The sequence below is a fragment of the Sphingopyxis sp. Root1497 genome, assembly GCF_001427085.1.
Classification (GTDB): domain Bacteria; phylum Pseudomonadota; class Alphaproteobacteria; order Sphingomonadales; family Sphingomonadaceae; genus Sphingopyxis.
Map to the genome: position 1 here is coordinate 504169 of NZ_LMGF01000005.1, position 14781 is coordinate 518949.

Below are 14781 nucleotides of genomic sequence, written 5' to 3' on the forward strand. Positions count from 1 at the left end.
TCGCTGTTTACCATGATGTCCAACGGACCGTTTACCGTCATTTTCACATCGTTAACCCAATCTTAGGCCCCCGCGTGGCATTCCACCGCCAATTCGTGGTCACATTAGGGGGACAGCTGTGCGCGTTTTGGCATTGGCTTCACAAAAGGGCGGGTCGGGTAAGACGACATTGTCGGGGCACCTTGCGGTGCAGGCCCAACTCGCCGGCGCAGGGCCCGTTGTCCTGATCGATATCGATCCGCAGGGCTCGCTCGCCGACTGGTGGAACGAGCGCGAAACCGACCTTCCGGCCTTTGCCCAGACCACGGTCGCACGGCTCGCCTCGGACCTCGAAATCCTGCGCCAGCAGGGCTTCAAGCTCGCGGTCATCGACACCCCGCCGGCGATCACCATGGCGATCCAGAGCGTCATCGGGGTTGCCGAGCTGATCGTCGTCCCGACACGCCCCAGCCCGCACGATTTGCGCGCCGTCGGCGCCACCGTCGACCTGTGCGAACGCGCCGGCAAACCGCTGGTGTTCGTCGTCAACGGCGCGACGCCGAAAGCCAAGATCACCAGCGAGGCCGCGGTCGCGCTGTCGCAGCATGGCACCGTTGCCCCGATCACGCTGCATCACCGCACCGATTATGCCGCGTCGATGATCGACGGCCGCACGGTGATGGAGGTCGACCCCAACGGCCGCTCGGCCGACGAGATCCGCCAGCTGTGGTCCTATATGAACGACCGGCTGGAAAAGAATTTCCGCCGCACCGTGTTCAGCGGTGCGCCGATGCCGTCGCAAGGCGGCTATGGCGCCGTCCGTCCGATGGGCGGTGGTTTCGGCCGCCGCATCGCCGGTCAGTAAGGGGAGATGGAAGCCATGGGCGAACCCAAACCCCTCGCATCGCTGAACGCCGGTCTGCTCGCCCGCAAGGGCGCCGCGCGCCCCGCGATGCGCCGCCAGCCGCTCGGCAGCGGCCCGGTTCCGGTCAACACGGTCGGTTACGACGACCTGGGCTGGAACGACATGGGCTATGACGTCGACCCGGTACAGTCGAGCGAACCGACGCATATGGTCGACCTGAAGCCTTTGCTCAGCGGATCGGTGCCCGAACATAATCTGGAGGCCGAACATGCGGTCGAGGACAGCGCCGGCCACGAGGTCGTCGACTGGCTCGGCGAAAGCGAAGCCGCCGAGGAATTCGTCCCCGCGCCGTTGCCGGTCATTCCCGAAATCGTCCGCCAGCAGGAATCGCTGAGCGACCGCGTCGCCGCGGTGGCGCGCAAGGTCGAAGCGCGGCCCGCCGAGCCGAAGGCGCCGCGTGCGCCGCGGGCGCTGCGCGCGCGCGACAAGGCCGCGTTCACGCTGCGCCTCGACGCCGAGCGCCATCTGCGGCTGCGGCTGGCGAGCGCGGTGACCAACCGCTCTTCGCAGGTGATCCTGACCGATCTGCTCGACGAATTTCTGTCAACGCTGCCCGAGATCGACGCGATGGCGAGCCGCCTGCCGGCCACGCGCCCGTCGCGCCGGACGATGCAGTCCTAAGTGAACAAGGGGGACCTGTCATGAACCGCAATATGCTGATGAAGCTTGCCGTGTCGGGCTTTGTGCTCGGCCTCACGACCACCGGCTGCAGCATGAACAAGATGGCGAATGCGCCGTCGAACGCACTCGGCAAACCCGAAACCGCGGTGAAGTCCGCCGACAAGGCGCGCGACGCGCTTACCGACGGCAAGGTCAGCAAGGCTGTCGCCTACGCCGAAGCCGCGGTCGCGGCGAGCCCGCGCGACGGCGCCTATCGCGCGCTGCTCGGCCAGGCTTACCTCAGCGACGGGCGGTTCGCCTCGGCCTCCGCCGCGCTGACCGAAGCGATGGAATTGGGCACCACCGATGCCAATACGGTGATCGCGCTGACCCTCGCCAACCTCGCGCAGAACAAGACGAGCGAAGCGATGGCGCTGCTCAACGCGCATCGCGATACCTTGCCCGCGCCCGACATGGGGCTGGCGCTGGCGCTCGCGGGCGACAGCGAGTCGGCGATCTATGTGCTGACCGAAGCGGCCCGCGCCGAAGGCGCCACCGCGCGCACACGCCAGAATCTCGCGCTCGCGCTCGCGCTGTCGGGCCGCTGGGCTCAGGCTCGCATCCTGGCGTCGCAGGACCTGTCGCTCGACAAGGTCGAGGGGCGGATGGCCGAATGGTCGAAGCTCGCCAATGACAACAACAGTGCGTTGCGCGTCGCGAGCCTGATCGGCGTGACCGCGCAGACCGATGGCGGGATGCCGGTGCGCCTCGCTCTCAGCAATTTCACTGGCACGCAGATGGCCGCCGCCGACGCGCCGATGATGCTGGCGAGCGCCGACCCGGCGCCGGTCGACAGCTTCGCGCCGCCGCCGCCGGCGGTCGAAGCCGCCGCGATCCGCACCGTCGAACTGCCGATGCCACAGCGCGATGCCAATGGCGTCGTGCCGGTCACCGAACTGCCGGTGCCCGCCGCCGCCCCCGTAATCATGGCCGACGCCGCGCCCTATCGCGCCGCGCCGCGCGTCGCGGGCGAAGCCGCCGCCGCGCGTCCGTTCCACGAAGAGGCGCGCGCGCTGGCGACCAAATTCCTGCCGCAGCTCGCCTTCGACGCCAAAAAGCCGTCGGGCTGGGCGGTGCAGCTGGGCGCTTATGACAGCCTGGGCATCGCCAAGGAAAAATGGGGTTCGCTGAAATCGCGCAACGCGATGCTGGCGAATTTCCCGGCGTCGAGTCACGCCGCGACCGTGAAGGGCCGCACCTTCTATCGCCTGACCGTCAACGGCATCAAGACGCGCGCCGACGCCGACAGGCTGTGCGGCCAGTTGCGTGCGGACGGCCAGAAATGTTTCATCCGCCAGATGGGCGGCAGCGAGAGCATCCAGTGGGCCGCGCGCGGCACCCCGGTGCGGCTGGCGTCGCGCTGATATAGCGCTTTCCGGTTTTGGGAGAGACGAGGGGGCGTGGCCGCGAGGCTGCGCCCCTCTTCGTTTTGGTGATCCTCCCCATCGCTACGCGGCAGGGAGGATTTGGATTACCCGTCCTTCGCCGCCGGCAGCCGCGCGAGGGTGGCGACGAGCTGGGCCTGGCTGGTCGCGCCGGTCTTGCGGAACACGCCTTTGAGCAGGAAGCGCGCGGCGTTGACGCTGATCGCGCGCCGCGCGGCATAGTCCTGCACCGACTGGCCGGCAACGAGCGCGACCGCGAGGCGCGCTTCGGACGGGGTGAGGCCGAACCATTGCGCGACGCGGTCGACCTCGACCACCGGGGTTTCCCCCGGCGCGCTGCCCAACGTGACGATCAGCGACGCGCCGAGCACGACGCCGCCGATCTGCGGCGCCGATTGCCGGGTGATGCGCGCGACGAGCACGGGGCATTCGCGGTCGTCCTTGCCGAGCGCCTGAAAGGCGAGTCCGGCCGGATTGGAGCTGCGCAAGAGGTCGTGCAGCCGTTTCTGGCTGGCGGGATGGGCGAAGGCGAAGCGGTCGCCCGCGATGTGGATGAAGCCCGCCTTTTCATATTGCCCGGCGCGGCTGTTGGCGGCGAGGATGTTGAGCTGGTCGTCGAGGCTGAAGATCGCGAAGGGCGCGGCGTCGGCGGCGGCGCGTGCGGCGCCGGCGGCGAGTTCGAGCGTGGCGAGCCGGTCGCTGATCCGCATCGCGCGCTGGATGTGCGGGGCGAGCGTGCGCAGGCCGCGCTTCAGCCGGTCGACGTCGCGGTCGCCGGGGCCGGGGAGCAAGAGCCCCAGACGCTCGCCGCCCCGACGGTCGAGCAGCACCGCGATCAGCCGGTCGATCCCCCAGGGGGCCAGGAAATTGCGCGAAAATTCGGTCTCGGCAAACTCTTCGCGGGTCATGATGTCGTTGCTGTCGATCACGCTGCCATTGCCGTAGCGCATCATCTTGTGCGACCATTCATGGCGCCCGGCATAGACCGCGGCATAGATCTCCTGCACCCCGGCGGCGAGGCCGGTCGCCGCGACGAAACGCGCGCCGGGCGGATTGCTGCTTTCCCACAGGATGAAGGCGGCGTCCCAGCTCAGCGGGCAGAGCGCGTTGCTGATGTTGGCGAGGGTTTCGTTCCAGCGTTCGGGGTGCAGCACCGAATCGTAAATCTCGCCGATCAGCCCGTTGAGGACCTCCCATTCGGCCGACGCATTATGGCCGGACGGCGCAATCTGGACCTGATCGTTCGGCATCGGCTTCCCCAAAAGACGACAGCGGTGGGCGGGACGGTCGGATGGGGAAGAATGTCCCCATTTATCAGCGGATAATCATATCCTGCAAAAAAGTTTCGATCCTACCCATATGGGTAGCGCGAGCGGGGGTCAAATGGGTCATTCCATGGGGGCGACCCAAGCACAGGATGGCCGGAAACGGCCATCCTGTTTTTCTTGAAGCCCGTCGGTTTCCCGGCGGGCTTCTTTTTGTGATGTGTTGGGGGCGTGCGAAATCCTCCCTGTCGCGTAGCGATAGGGAGGGGGACCGTTCGCGAAGCGAATGGTGGAGGGGCGGCAACGGTTGCGCCCTGGCCCCTCCGTCAGCGCTTCGCGCTGCCACCTCCCCATGGCTGCGCCACAGGGAGGATTGTCGTTGGTCAGCGGATGCGCTGGCCGCCCTTCCACATCATCGTCGCGCGGCCCTGGACCGGCATGCCGTCGAAGGGGGTGTTGCCGGCCCATGCCGCCATTTTTTTCGCATCGACCTGCCAGGGCGTGCCGGCGTCGATGAGGATGAGGTCGGCGTCCTTGCCTGTCGCGAGTGTCCCGGCATCGACGCCGAGCAGGCAGGCGGGGGTGGCCGCGAGCAGTTCGAACAGGCGGCCGGGCGAGACATGGCCGTCGCGGACCAGATTCAGGCCGAGCGCGAGCAGCGTTTCGGCGCCCGCCATGCCGGGCTGGGCCTCGGCGAAGGGGAGGCGCTTGTCCTCGGGGCCGCGCGGGTCGTGGCCCGAGGCGAGGACGTCGATCGTGCCGTCGGCGATCGCGGCGAGGCACGCGTGACGATCATCCTCCGACCGCAGCGGCGGCGACAGGCGCGCGAAGGTGCGGAAATCGCCGATCGCGGTGTCGGAGAGCAGCAGGTGCGCCGGGGTGATGCCGCAGGTGACGGGGAGGCCCTTCGCCTTGGCTTCGCGAACAAGCGCGAGGCCGCGCGCGGTGGTGACCTGGCGAAAATGGACGGGGGCGCCGGTTTCCTCGACGAGCGCGAGGTCGCGGGCGATCGCGATCGCCTCGGCGATGGCGGGGGCGGAGGCGAGGCCGAGGCGGGTCGCCATCTCGCCATCGGTCGCGACCGCGCCGGCGGTGAGGCCCTCGTCCTCGGCGTGGATGATCGTGACGAGGCCGAGCGCGGCGGCATAGCTCAGCACGCGGCGCATGACGCCGCTGTCGGCGATACGCGCGCGGCCGGTGGCGATGGCGCGCGCGCCGGCCTGTTTCATCAGGCCGATTTCGGCGAGTTCGGTGCCCGCGAGGCCCTTGGTCGCGGCGGCGATCGGATGGACCCAGAGGTCGGGTTTGCCGCCCTTGGCGGCGCGCTCGACGAGGCCGGCGCCGTCGAGCGGGCCGCTGTCGGGCATCAGCGCGGCGCGGGTGATGCCGCCGAAATGGAAGGCGGGCTTGTCGGTCGCGAAGACGCCGAGGTCGATGATCCCGGGGGCGAGCCACTGGCCCCTGGCATCGACGGTCTCGGTGCCATCGGGAACTTCGGTGGGGTCGATCGCGGCGATGCGGCCGCCGACCGCGAGCAGGCTGCCCGGGCGCGGGGTGTCGCCGTCGACCAGCAGCGCGTTGACGATGTGAAGCGGGGTCACGCCCATCCTTCCACTCCCCGCTTGCGGCGCGTGAGGATGTCGAGGCACGCCATGCGCACCGCGACCCCCATTTCGACCTGTTCGGTGATCGTCGAGCGGACCGGATCGTCGGCGACGCTGCTGTCGATCTCGACCCCGCGGTTCATCGGGCCGGGGTGCATGACGATCGCATCGGGTTTGGCCTTTTCGAGGCGTTTGGGGGTGAGGCCGTAGAGCGCGTGATATTCGCGTGGCGACGGCAAATAGGCGCCGTCCATGCGCTCGTTCTGGAGGCGGAGCATCATCACGACATCGGCGTCCTTGATGCCTTCGTCCATGTCGGTGAAGCTGGTGACATGCATGCGGTCGATCGCGGGCGGGGTCAGCGTCGGCGGCGCGACGATGCGCACCTCGTTGCCGAGCAGGGTGAGCGCGAGGATGTTCGAGCGCGCGACGCGGCTGTGGAGGACGTCGCCGCAGATCGCGATCGTCAGCCCCTCGACCTTGCCCTTGCGGCGGCGGATGGTGAGCGCGTCGAGCAGCGCTTGGGTCGGATGTTCGTGGCGTCCGTCGCCGGCGTTGAGGACGGGGCAGTCGACCTTGTCGGCGATCAGCTGGACCGCGCCCGAACTGCCGTGACGGATCACCATCGCGTCGGCGCGCATCGCGTTCAATGTCATCGCGGTGTCGATCAGCGTCTCGCCCTTTTTCACGCTCGACTGCGCGGCGTGCATGTTGACGACGTCGGCGCCGAGGCGTTTGCCGGCGATTTCGAACGACAGCAACGTGCGCGTCGAGTTTTCGAAAAAGGCGTTGATGATCGTGAGGCCGGCGAGCCGGTCGTCATGCTTCGCGGCGCCGCTGCGATTGAGTTCGACCCACTCTTCGGCGGCGTCGAGGACATAGCTGATCTCCCACGGGGTCAGCTGGGCGATGCCGATCAGGTGGCGATGGCGAAAGGCATCGCCACCGGGCGGATAGTCGCTGGCGGGTCGGGTGGTGGAGGTTGTCATTAAAGCCGAGCGTTTAAGAGGCGGCGCGCCAATAGGCAAGTGCTGTGGCGGCCCATGGCTGCAAGAATCCGGTCGCCCAAAGCAGGAGCAGCGCGATGTCGAGCCAGAGCCAGATCAGCATCCAGGTTGCGAAGGGCTGTTTGCGCGTCTTGTGGCGCACGAGGCGTGCGGCAAGGACGGTGCCGAACGCCCCGCCAAGGAAGGCCCAGAGGAGGAGCGTCGCTTCGGGAATGCGCCGGTCGCCGGCCTCTGCCTTCTGCTTGTCGAGCACCATCAGGACAAAGGCGATAAGGTTGGCCGCGATCAGCCAGTAGACGATATATTGGGTCATCCGCGCGTGAGCGCGTCGATTGCGCCCTGCAGGATGAAGGCGGCGGCGGCGCTGTCGACGCGTTCGGCGCGTTTGGCGCGGCTGACGTCGGCGGCGATCATCGCGCGTTCGACCGCGGCGGTCGACCAGCGTTCGTCCCAGAGCAGGATCGGCAGGGCGAGGGGGAGGAGGTTGCGCGCGAAGGCGCGGGTCGACTGGGTGCGCGGGCTGTCGCTGCCGTCCATGTTGAGCGGCAGGCCGACGACGAGGCCGACGACCGATTGCGTAGTGACGAAGGCCCGGATCGTCGCGAGGTCGGCGGTGAATTTCTTGCGGATGATCGTCTTGTCGGGGGTCGCGAAGGACCAGCCGGCGTCGCAGACGGCGACGCCGATGGTCTTGGTGCCGACGTCGAGGCCCATGAGGCGGCCGCCGTTCGGCAGCGTGGCGGCGAAATCGGGGGCGGCGGTGGTGATCATCGCGCCCCCTTTACCCGTTCGTGTCGAGCGAAGTCGAGACACGCNNNGGATCAGGGGCGGGCGCCTTGGGTCAGGACCTGGCTTTCTCTTCGGCCACAGCTGTTTTGGGCGTCGCAGCAGCAGGTACCGCTACCGGCTCGGCCGCCGGCGGCACCGGCGAGGGTTTGCCTTCATAGGTCGCCAGCCGCCGCAGCACATCGGCGCGGACGTTCGCCCAGAACAGGGTGATGTCGAAGACGTGGTAGTTGTTGCCCGGCAGCACGTAGCTCGGCGCATAATCTTTGGCGATATCGGCATTGCCGACCATCAGCAGGCCGCGCGTGTCGTCGCATCGGGCGCCGATCTTGCCCGCGATCAGCGAGCCGCCCTTGAACCCGTCGATCGGCTTGAGCGTGCCGATGTTGGCGCTGCGCTTCGCTGCGGTGTCGGGGATGCCGGTGATCGGGTTGGTGCACAGCATGCGCGTGTCGCGGCGCGGGCGGCCGTCGAAGCCGACGGTGCCGTCATAGGCGCCCAGCACCATCGACGGATCGGCGGGTTCGGCGAAGCTCGCCCAGCTGAGGATACAGCCCTTTTGCTCGGGGGTCTCGCAGGCGGGCAGGCCGAGGCCGGCGAGGTCGGTGTCGACGCTGACCGGCCAGCCGATGATGTAGGCGGCGACGATGCGCTTGGCGAGCGGGGTGCCCGCGATGCGGTTCTTGAGCAGGATGGTGAGGTGGAGCGCGCCCTGGCTGTGGCCCGCGAGGATGATCGGCTTGTTCTTGGGAATGCCCTCAAGGAAGGCGTCGAACGCCTGTTCGACATCGCGATACGCCGCGTCGATCGCCTTGCCCGCGGTGACGCGGTCCTCGGCGAGGAAGGCGCCGAGCGTCGCCTGCCGATAACGCGGCGCCCAGACTTCGCCGGCATCGCCGAACGCGCTCGCCATGCCCTGCATGAACAAAGTCGCGCGGTAATTGGCGTCGCGGTCGTCGAGCGGGGCGTTCCAGCTCGACCGGCTGTAATAGCTGGTCGGGTGGACAAAGAAGATCGCGGCGTCGCCCTTTGGCGGGGCGGTGTCCGCCGACGCGGTTTCGGCCGGTGTGGCCGCGGTGGCGGCCCTGGCGGGCGGGATCAGCTTGTCGGTCGCCGCCTTGGCGCTGTCGGGGGCGCGGGCTTCGCCGCCCTCGGCGGGCGGGCGCCAGTCCGACGGGTCGTTTTCGAGACCGGGGCGCGAGAACCACATTTTCGGATCATCATAGGCATTGGGTGCCGCCGCGGTCTGTTCGACGAATTCGGCGCTGGGCACCAGCGCGGTGCGCGCGAACCAGCCCGGCGCGAATTGATAGGCAAGACCGACGCCGAGGATGAGGAAGATGACGACGGCGATGAGGTAGAGGAACTTGCGGGCCATTTGGGCTCCATTGGGGACGGGGAGAGATGGGGTTCGGCGCCTCTTTACCCGTTCGGATCGCTTGAAGTCGAGATGCCCATCGGCGACGCGTGCCTGCGGGGTGCCTCGACTTCGCTCGACACGAACGGAAACAACAGTCCGGTCGTCCGGCGCCATCGCGTGCTATCTGGCTTGCGCGCGCGGCTTAAACAAGCCCAGATGTGGGGAATGACCGACATCCCCGCAAGCGCGCCCGCGCCCGATTCGCCGCATCCGTCGCACCGCCTGGACGACAGCGACGCGCCCTGGCCGCAGCGGCCGTGGATCATGGCGGCGATTTGCGCGGTCGCGGGGCTGGCCTTTCACCTGACGATCGACTGGCGGTACGAACCCAACCTCGATCGGGGGCGCAACGCGTTCGCGGCGTTCCTCACGGTTTCGACGCTGGTCTTCGTGCTCGGGGTCGAACTGCGTCGCTGGCACTGGGCGCTGGGCTTTTCGTTGTTGTGGGGCGCGGTGATCGCGCTGATCGTGTGGACGTCGATCGGCTATAATGTGAACGCGTCGGTGTTCGAATGGCCCTTCTGGTCGGGGCTGCTGGCGGTGCTGATTGCGACGCCGTTGTTCCAGACGCGGCGCGACGTCGCGCCCGACTGGCGGTTCTGGAAATTGTGGGAGATGCCTTACGAGCGGCTGCACAGCCATGCATGGACCGACGCGGTGATCGGCGCCGCGGCGCTGGCGTTCACCGGGCTGACCTTCCTGCTGGTGCTGCTGATCGGGCAGATGTTCCAGCTGATCGGGATCGACCTGGTCATGACTCTGTTCGAAAAGGGCTGGTTCCCGTGGATGCTGGCGGGGGCGGCGTTCGGCGGCGCGGTGGGTTTGCTGCGCGAGCGCGACAAATTGGTGTCGACGCTCCAGCGGCTGGTGATGATCGTGCTGGCGGTGCTCGCGCCGGTGCTGGCGGCGGCGCTGCTACTGTTCCTGCTGTCGCTGCTCGGCACCGGGCTGACCAAGCTGTGGGATTCGGGGTTCTCGACCGCGGCGCTGATGATGGCGGTGGCGGCGTTCGCTGTGCTGCTCGCCAATGCGGTGATCGGCAATGGCACCGACGACCGCGCGAACAATAGCCTGTTGCGCGTGGCGGCGGCGGTGCTGGTCGTCGCGGTGCTGCCGCTCACGGTGATCGCTTATTATTCGATGCATTTGCGGGTGATCCAGTACGGCTGGACCCCCGAGCGGATCTGGGGCGTCGTGGCGGCGATGATCGCGCTGGCCTATGGCGTCGCGGGATTGTGGTCGGTGGCGAAGGGGCGCCGGGGCTTTGATGACGTGCTGCGGCCGTTGCAGCAGAAGCTGGCGATCGGGCTGACGTTGCTGGCGCTGTTCCTCGCGCTGCCGATCGTCGATTTCGGCGCGATTTCGACGCGCGACCAAGTGGCGCGGCTGAAATCGGGCGCGGTGGCGTCGGAAAAATTCGACTGGGCGGCGCTGGCGTTCGATTTCGGACCCGATGGGCGCGCGGCGCTGAAGGATCTGGCGAAGTCGGTCGACAAGACGCGCGCCGGCCTTGCCGAATGGGCGCTGAAGGCGAAGGACCGCTGGGAATTGAACGGATCGGGTAGTGCGATCGACGAAAGCGACATGGTCTATGGCGCGAAGCCGATCGAGCAGAAGATCCGGATTTTCCCCGCGGGCCGTAGCTTGCCGGCGGAGGCCTATGCCGCGCTGGCGGCGCAGGGCCAGTGCAAGACCGCGCCGTGCATCGCCTATGTGCTGGGCGACAGCCGCATCGCGGTGGTCAGCCGCGGAGGCAATGTCGGACTGTTGAAGCGCGACGCGAAGACGCAGCAATGGTCCGAGGATTATGACGCGTTCCGGTCGGGGGACATGACGCGGGGGTTGACGATCGACGAGCTGGAGAAGGCGGTCGTCGAGGTGCGACCGGTGACGCGGCAGCAGGTCTTTGTCGACGGCAAGCCGGTCGGCGAGGATTTCGAGTGATCTGATCCTCCCTGTCGCGCAGCGATGGGGAGGTGGCAGCGCGAAACGCTGACGGAGGTGCTTTAGCGCCACCGTCGCTGCCCCTCCACCACGCCCTGCGGGCGCGGTCCCGCTGGCGCTGCGCGCCGTCTTCGACTCCCCCATGGCTTCGCCACAGGGAGGATCATGGTTGAAGCGCGCCGGACAGGATGCTAGCGGCGCAGCTTCTCCCGCAAAGGCAAGATGAATGGCAATCGATCAGGCAACGGTAAGGAAAATCGCGTCGCTGGCGCGCATCGCGATCAGCGATGCGGAAGCCGCCGCGATGGAAGGCGAATTGAACGGCATCCTCGGCTGGGTCGAGCAACTCGGCGAGGTCGATGTGACCGGGGTCGAGCCGATGACCGCGGTGATCCCGAACACGCTGCGGCTGCGCGACGATGTGATCGACGCCGACCCGCTGACCGGCGGCAACCGCCGCGACGATGTGCTGGCGAACGCGCCGGCGGCGATGCACGGCTTCTTTGGCGTGCCCAAGGTGATCGAATGATGGTCCATCATTCGATCATCCCGGACAGCGGCGTAGCCGCGACCGATCCGAGATCCAGAAACGAAAAATTGAGCGCTTTGACGCTCTGGGCCCCGGCTTTCGCCGGGGAACGGTGAAAAGACATGACTGATCTTACGAATTTAACGGTGGCCCAGATCCGCGACGGGCACCGCGCGGGCGATTTCAGCGCCGTCGAAGTGGCCGAGGCGTTCAGCGCCAATGTCGCGGGCGCGAAAGCGCTCAATGCGTTTATCGTCGAGACGCCCGAACATGCGCTCGCCGCCGCGAAGCAGGCCGATGCCGACCGTACGGCGGGGACGCTGAAGCCCTTGTCGGGGGTGCCGATCGGGATGAAGGATTTGTTCTGCACCGACGGCGTGCAGACGACCGCGGCGAGCCATATGCTCGAAGGCTTTGTGCCGCGTTATGAGTCGACGGTGTCGGCGAAATTGTGGGACGCGGGCGCGGGCATGCTCGGCAAGCTCAATCTCGACCAGTTCGCGATGGGGTCGTCGAACGAGACGAGCTATTTCGGCAATGTGATCAGCCCGTGGAAGCGCAAGGACGGCGGCAATGCGGCGCTCGCGCCGGGCGGGTCGTCGGGCGGCAGCTCGACCGCGATCGCGGCGCGGCTGTGCCCCGCGGCGACGGGGACCGACACCGGCGGATCGATCCGCCAGCCCGCGGCCTTTACCGGCATTTCGGGGATCAAGCCGACCTATGGCCGCTGCTCGCGCTGGGGCATCGTCGCGTTCGCGAGTTCGCTCGACCAGGCGGGGCCGATGGCGCGCGACGTGCGCGACTGCGCGATCATGCTCGAGAATATGGCGGGTTTCGATCCGAAGGATTCGACGAGCCTGAACCTGCCGGTGCCCAATTGGGAAGCGGCTTTGTCGGGCGATCTCAAGGGCAAGAAGGTCGGTATTCCCAAGGAATATCGGCTGGAGGGTATCGATCCCGACATCGACGCGATGTGGGATGCCGGGATCGCGATGCTGAAGGATGCGGGGGCCGAGGTCGTCGAGATCAGCCTGCCGCACACGAAGTACGCGCTGCCCGCCTATTATATCATCGCGCCCGCCGAGGCGTCGTCGAATCTCGCGCGCTATGACGGCGTGCGTTATGGTTTGCGTGACCTGCCCGATGGGGCGGGGTTGCAGGACATGTACGCCGCGACGCGCGCCGACGGCTTCGGGTCCGAGGTCAAGCGCCGCATCATGATCGGCACCTATGTGCTGTCGGCGGGCTTCTACGACGCGTACTACACGCAGGCGCAGAAGGTGCGGACGCTGATCGCGCGCGATTTCGAGGCGGCGTTCGGGGCGTGCGACGTGATCCTCGCGCCGACCGCGCCGTCGGCGGCGTTCGGGCTGGGCGAAAAGATGGCCGATCCGCTGGCGATGTACCTCAACGACGTGTTCGCGGTGCCCGCGAGCCTCGCGGGGCTGCCCGCGATGTCGGTGCCCGCGGCGCTGAACCGCGAAGGGCTGCCGTTGGGGCTGCAGATCATCGGCAAGGCGTTCGACGAGCAGGGCGTGCTGAACGCCGGGCTGGCGATCGAAGAACGTGCCGGGTTCACGGCGCGGGCGGAGAAGTGGTGGTGAGCGCATTAGGAGAAATCGTCGAAGCGGCTATTCAGGCCATTGGCGAACTCCTATCGGGACCTGGAAAGAAGGATTCTCAGCTAACCGACCAGGATTGTGCCCGGCACAAGCGGAAGGTTTGGCGCGAGATTATCCGTTCAAATCGAAGAGACGAGAGATGAGCGATTATCGCATCAAGGGTGAAACCGGCGAGTGGGAGGTCGTGATCGGCCTTGAGGTCCACGCCCAGATCACCACCAACGCCAAGCTGTTCTCGGGCGCCGCGACGGCGTTCGGGGCCGAGCCGAATACGCAGGTGAGCCTCGTGGACGCGGCCATGCCGGGGATGCTGCCGGTGCCGAACCGTGAGTGCATCCGCCAGGCGGTGCGCACCGGTATGGCGATCGAGGCGCAGATCAACAAATATTCGCGGTTCGACCGCAAGAATTATTTCTATGCCGATCTGCCGCAGGGTTACCAGATTTCGCAGCTTTATCATCCGATTGTCGGCGAAGGTTCGCTGACGATCGAGGCTGATGAAAAGGCCGGACTGCCCGAGGCCAAGGTGATCGGGGTCGAGCGTATCCATGTCGAGCAGGATGCCGGCAAGCTGATGCACGACCAGCATCCGACGATGTCCTATGTCGACCTCAACCGCTCGGGCGTCGCGCTGATGGAGATCGTCTCGCGCCCCGACATGCGCTCGCCCGCCGAGGCCGGCGCCTATGTGCGCAAGCTGCGCTCGATCCTGCGCTATGTCGGCTCGTGCGACGGCAATATGGAAGAAGGCTCGATGCGCGCCGACGTCAACGTCAGCGTGCGCAAGCCCGGCGACGAATTCGGCACGCGCACCGAGACCAAGAACGTCAATTCGGTGCGCTTCGTGATGGCGGTGATCGAGGGCGAGGCGAAGCGCCAGGTCGCGCTGATCGAAAGCGGCGGCACGGTGGTGCAGGAAACGCGGCTCTACGATCCCGACCGCAACGAGACGCGCTCGATGCGGTCGAAGGAAGATGCGCATGATTACCGCTACTTCCCCGATCCCGACCTGTTGCCGCTGATCCTCGACGATGATTTCCTGACCGAGTGCCGCGACAGCCTGCCCGAACTGCCCGACGCCAAGCGCGCGCGCTATCTGGCGGCCGGGATTTCGCCGTATAATGCCGATGTGCTGACCGCCGAGGTCGAGAGCGCGCTGTGGTTCGATACGCTGCTGGCGACGGGCGCGAAGCCGGCCCCGGCGGCGAACTGGGTGACGAGCGAATTGTTCGGGGCGCTCAACCGGCTCGGCAAGAGCTTCGAGGATTGCCCGGTCGGCCCGGCGCAGGCGGGCGAATTGCTCGGCCTGGTCGCCGACGGCACGATTTCGGGGACGATCGCCAAGACGGTGTTCGAGAAGATGCTCGAAAGCGGCGACGGCGCGGGCGCGATCGTCGAGCGCGACGGGCTGAAGCAGACGAGCGACACCGGCGCGATCGAGGCCGAGATCGCCAAAATCCTGGCCGCCAACGCCGACAAGGTCGAGCAGTATAAGGGCGGCAAGGACGCGCTGTTCGGTTTCTTCGTCGGGCAGACGATGAAGGCGATGCAGGGCAAGGCGAACCCGCAGGTGGTCAACGAGCTGCTGAAGAAGGCGCTCGGCTGACGCGAGGGTCCAGGGTTCGTTGCAAAGTGGCCGCAAAGGCCCTTGTCTC

Annotated in this window: 13 protein-coding genes; 7 read left to right on the forward strand and 6 right to left on the reverse strand. The window is 67.2% G+C overall.

Annotated elements, in window-relative coordinates:
* Window positions 1–118: 118 nt before the first annotated feature.
* Genes ASD67_RS16890 through ASD67_RS16900 form a run of 3 tightly spaced genes read left to right on the forward strand, consistent with a single transcriptional unit; the run spans window position 119 to window position 2928 of the window.
* A complete protein-coding gene (locus tag ASD67_RS16890) occupies window positions 119–844 on the forward strand; it encodes a ParA family protein (protein ID WP_056349814.1) in 726 nt (241 codons plus the stop codon).
* A gap of 15 nt (window positions 845–859) precedes the next feature.
* Complete coding sequence (locus tag ASD67_RS16895) at window positions 860–1525, forward strand: hypothetical protein (RefSeq protein WP_056352058.1); 666 nt, start codon at window positions 860–862, stop codon at window positions 1523–1525.
* A 20-nt stretch (window positions 1526–1545) separates the two neighbouring features.
* The gene (locus ASD67_RS16900) at window positions 1546–2928 is read left to right on the forward strand and encodes an SPOR domain-containing protein (RefSeq protein WP_056349816.1); all 1383 of its coding nucleotides are present in this window, start codon (window positions 1546–1548) and stop codon (window positions 2926–2928) included.
* 107 nt (window positions 2929–3035) lie between these two features.
* Here ASD67_RS16900 and ASD67_RS16905 read toward each other — a convergent pair whose 3' ends face one another.
* The 6 genes from ASD67_RS16905 to ASD67_RS16930 form a co-directional block, all read right to left on the reverse strand.
* Window positions 3036–4199, reverse strand: a complete 1164-nt coding sequence (locus ASD67_RS16905) for a helix-turn-helix transcriptional regulator (RefSeq protein ID WP_056349818.1) — start codon at window positions 4197–4199, stop codon at window positions 3036–3038.
* A 398-nt stretch (window positions 4200–4597) separates the two neighbouring features.
* Complete coding sequence (locus ASD67_RS16910; protein WP_082545126.1) at window positions 4598–5821, reverse strand: dihydroorotase; 1224 nt, start codon at window positions 5819–5821, stop codon at window positions 4598–4600.
* Window positions 5812–6807 (reverse strand): aspartate carbamoyltransferase catalytic subunit, encoded by a 996-nt coding sequence (locus ASD67_RS16915; protein WP_056349820.1) that lies wholly within the window; start codon window positions 6805–6807, stop codon window positions 5812–5814. Before ASD67_RS16915 ends, ASD67_RS16910 begins: the two co-directional genes overlap by 10 nt.
* Window positions 6808–6820: 13 nt before the next feature.
* Window positions 6821–7138 carry a DUF1294 domain-containing protein gene (locus tag ASD67_RS16920; protein ID WP_156377758.1) on the reverse strand — a complete coding sequence of 106 codons (318 nt, stop codon included), beginning with the start codon at window positions 7136–7138 and terminating at the stop codon, window positions 6821–6823.
* Window positions 7135–7596 carry a Holliday junction resolvase RuvX gene (gene ruvX, locus ASD67_RS16925; RefSeq protein WP_056349821.1) on the reverse strand — a complete coding sequence of 154 codons (462 nt, stop codon included), beginning with the start codon at window positions 7594–7596 and terminating at the stop codon, window positions 7135–7137. Before ruvX ends, ASD67_RS16920 begins: the two co-directional genes overlap by 4 nt.
* Window positions 7597–7666: 70 nt before the next feature.
* Window positions 7667–8989: a DUF3089 domain-containing protein gene (locus tag ASD67_RS16930; protein WP_056349823.1), complete on the reverse strand. Its 1323-nt coding sequence runs from the start codon at window positions 8987–8989 to the stop codon at window positions 7667–7669.
* A 207-nt stretch (window positions 8990–9196) separates the two neighbouring features.
* Between ASD67_RS16930 and ASD67_RS16935 the strand changes: the two genes are divergently transcribed.
* The 4 genes from ASD67_RS16935 (at window position 9197) to gatB (ending at window position 14732) form a co-directional block, all read left to right on the forward strand.
* Window positions 9197–10975, forward strand: coding sequence for a DUF4153 domain-containing protein (locus ASD67_RS16935; protein WP_082545127.1), 1779 nt, complete (start codon window positions 9197–9199; stop codon window positions 10973–10975).
* Window positions 10976–11201: 226 nt separating this feature from the next.
* Window positions 11202–11504 (forward strand): Asp-tRNA(Asn)/Glu-tRNA(Gln) amidotransferase subunit GatC, encoded by a 303-nt coding sequence (gatC, locus tag ASD67_RS16940; RefSeq protein ID WP_056349827.1) that lies wholly within the window; start codon window positions 11202–11204, stop codon window positions 11502–11504.
* 122 nt (window positions 11505–11626) lie between these two features.
* Window positions 11627–13108, forward strand: a complete 1482-nt coding sequence (gene gatA / locus ASD67_RS16945; protein WP_056349829.1) for an Asp-tRNA(Asn)/Glu-tRNA(Gln) amidotransferase subunit GatA — start codon at window positions 11627–11629, stop codon at window positions 13106–13108.
* A 157-nt stretch (window positions 13109–13265) separates the two neighbouring features.
* Window positions 13266–14732 carry an Asp-tRNA(Asn)/Glu-tRNA(Gln) amidotransferase subunit GatB gene (gatB, locus tag ASD67_RS16950; protein WP_056349831.1) on the forward strand — a complete coding sequence of 489 codons (1467 nt, stop codon included), beginning with the start codon at window positions 13266–13268 and terminating at the stop codon, window positions 14730–14732.
* Window positions 14733–14781 lie beyond the last annotated feature (49 nt).

Excerpts from the sequence above, each read along its gene's own strand:
- gatB (WP_056349831.1), top strand. The coding sequence starts at position 13,266 with ATGAGCGATTATCGCATCAAGGGTGAAACCGGCGAGTGGGAGGTCGTG.
- ASD67_RS16935 (WP_082545127.1), top strand. The coding sequence starts at position 9,197 with ATGACCGACATCCCCGCAAGCGCGCCCGCGCCCGATTCGCCGCATCCG.
- ASD67_RS16915 (WP_056349820.1), bottom strand. The coding sequence starts at position 6,807 with ATGACAACCTCCACCACCCGACCCGCCAGCGACTATCCGCCCGGTGGC.
- ruvX (WP_056349821.1), bottom strand. The coding sequence starts at position 7,596 with ATGATCACCACCGCCGCCCCCGATTTCGCCGCCACGCTGCCGAACGGC.
- ASD67_RS16910 (WP_082545126.1), bottom strand. The coding sequence starts at position 5,821 with ATGGGCGTGACCCCGCTTCACATCGTCAACGCGCTGCTGGTCGACGGC.
- ASD67_RS16900 (WP_056349816.1), top strand. The coding sequence starts at position 1,546 with ATGAACCGCAATATGCTGATGAAGCTTGCCGTGTCGGGCTTTGTGCTC.
- ASD67_RS16920 (WP_156377758.1), bottom strand. The coding sequence starts at position 7,138 with ATGACCCAATATATCGTCTACTGGCTGATCGCGGCCAACCTTATCGCC.
- gatC (WP_056349827.1), top strand. The coding sequence starts at position 11,202 with ATGGCAATCGATCAGGCAACGGTAAGGAAAATCGCGTCGCTGGCGCGC.
- ASD67_RS16895 (WP_056352058.1), top strand. The coding sequence starts at position 860 with ATGGGCGAACCCAAACCCCTCGCATCGCTGAACGCCGGTCTGCTCGCC.
- ASD67_RS16930 (WP_056349823.1), bottom strand. The coding sequence starts at position 8,989 with ATGGCCCGCAAGTTCCTCTACCTCATCGCCGTCGTCATCTTCCTCATC.
- ASD67_RS16905 (WP_056349818.1), bottom strand. The coding sequence starts at position 4,199 with ATGCCGAACGATCAGGTCCAGATTGCGCCGTCCGGCCATAATGCGTCG.
- gatA (WP_056349829.1), top strand. The coding sequence starts at position 11,627 with ATGACTGATCTTACGAATTTAACGGTGGCCCAGATCCGCGACGGGCAC.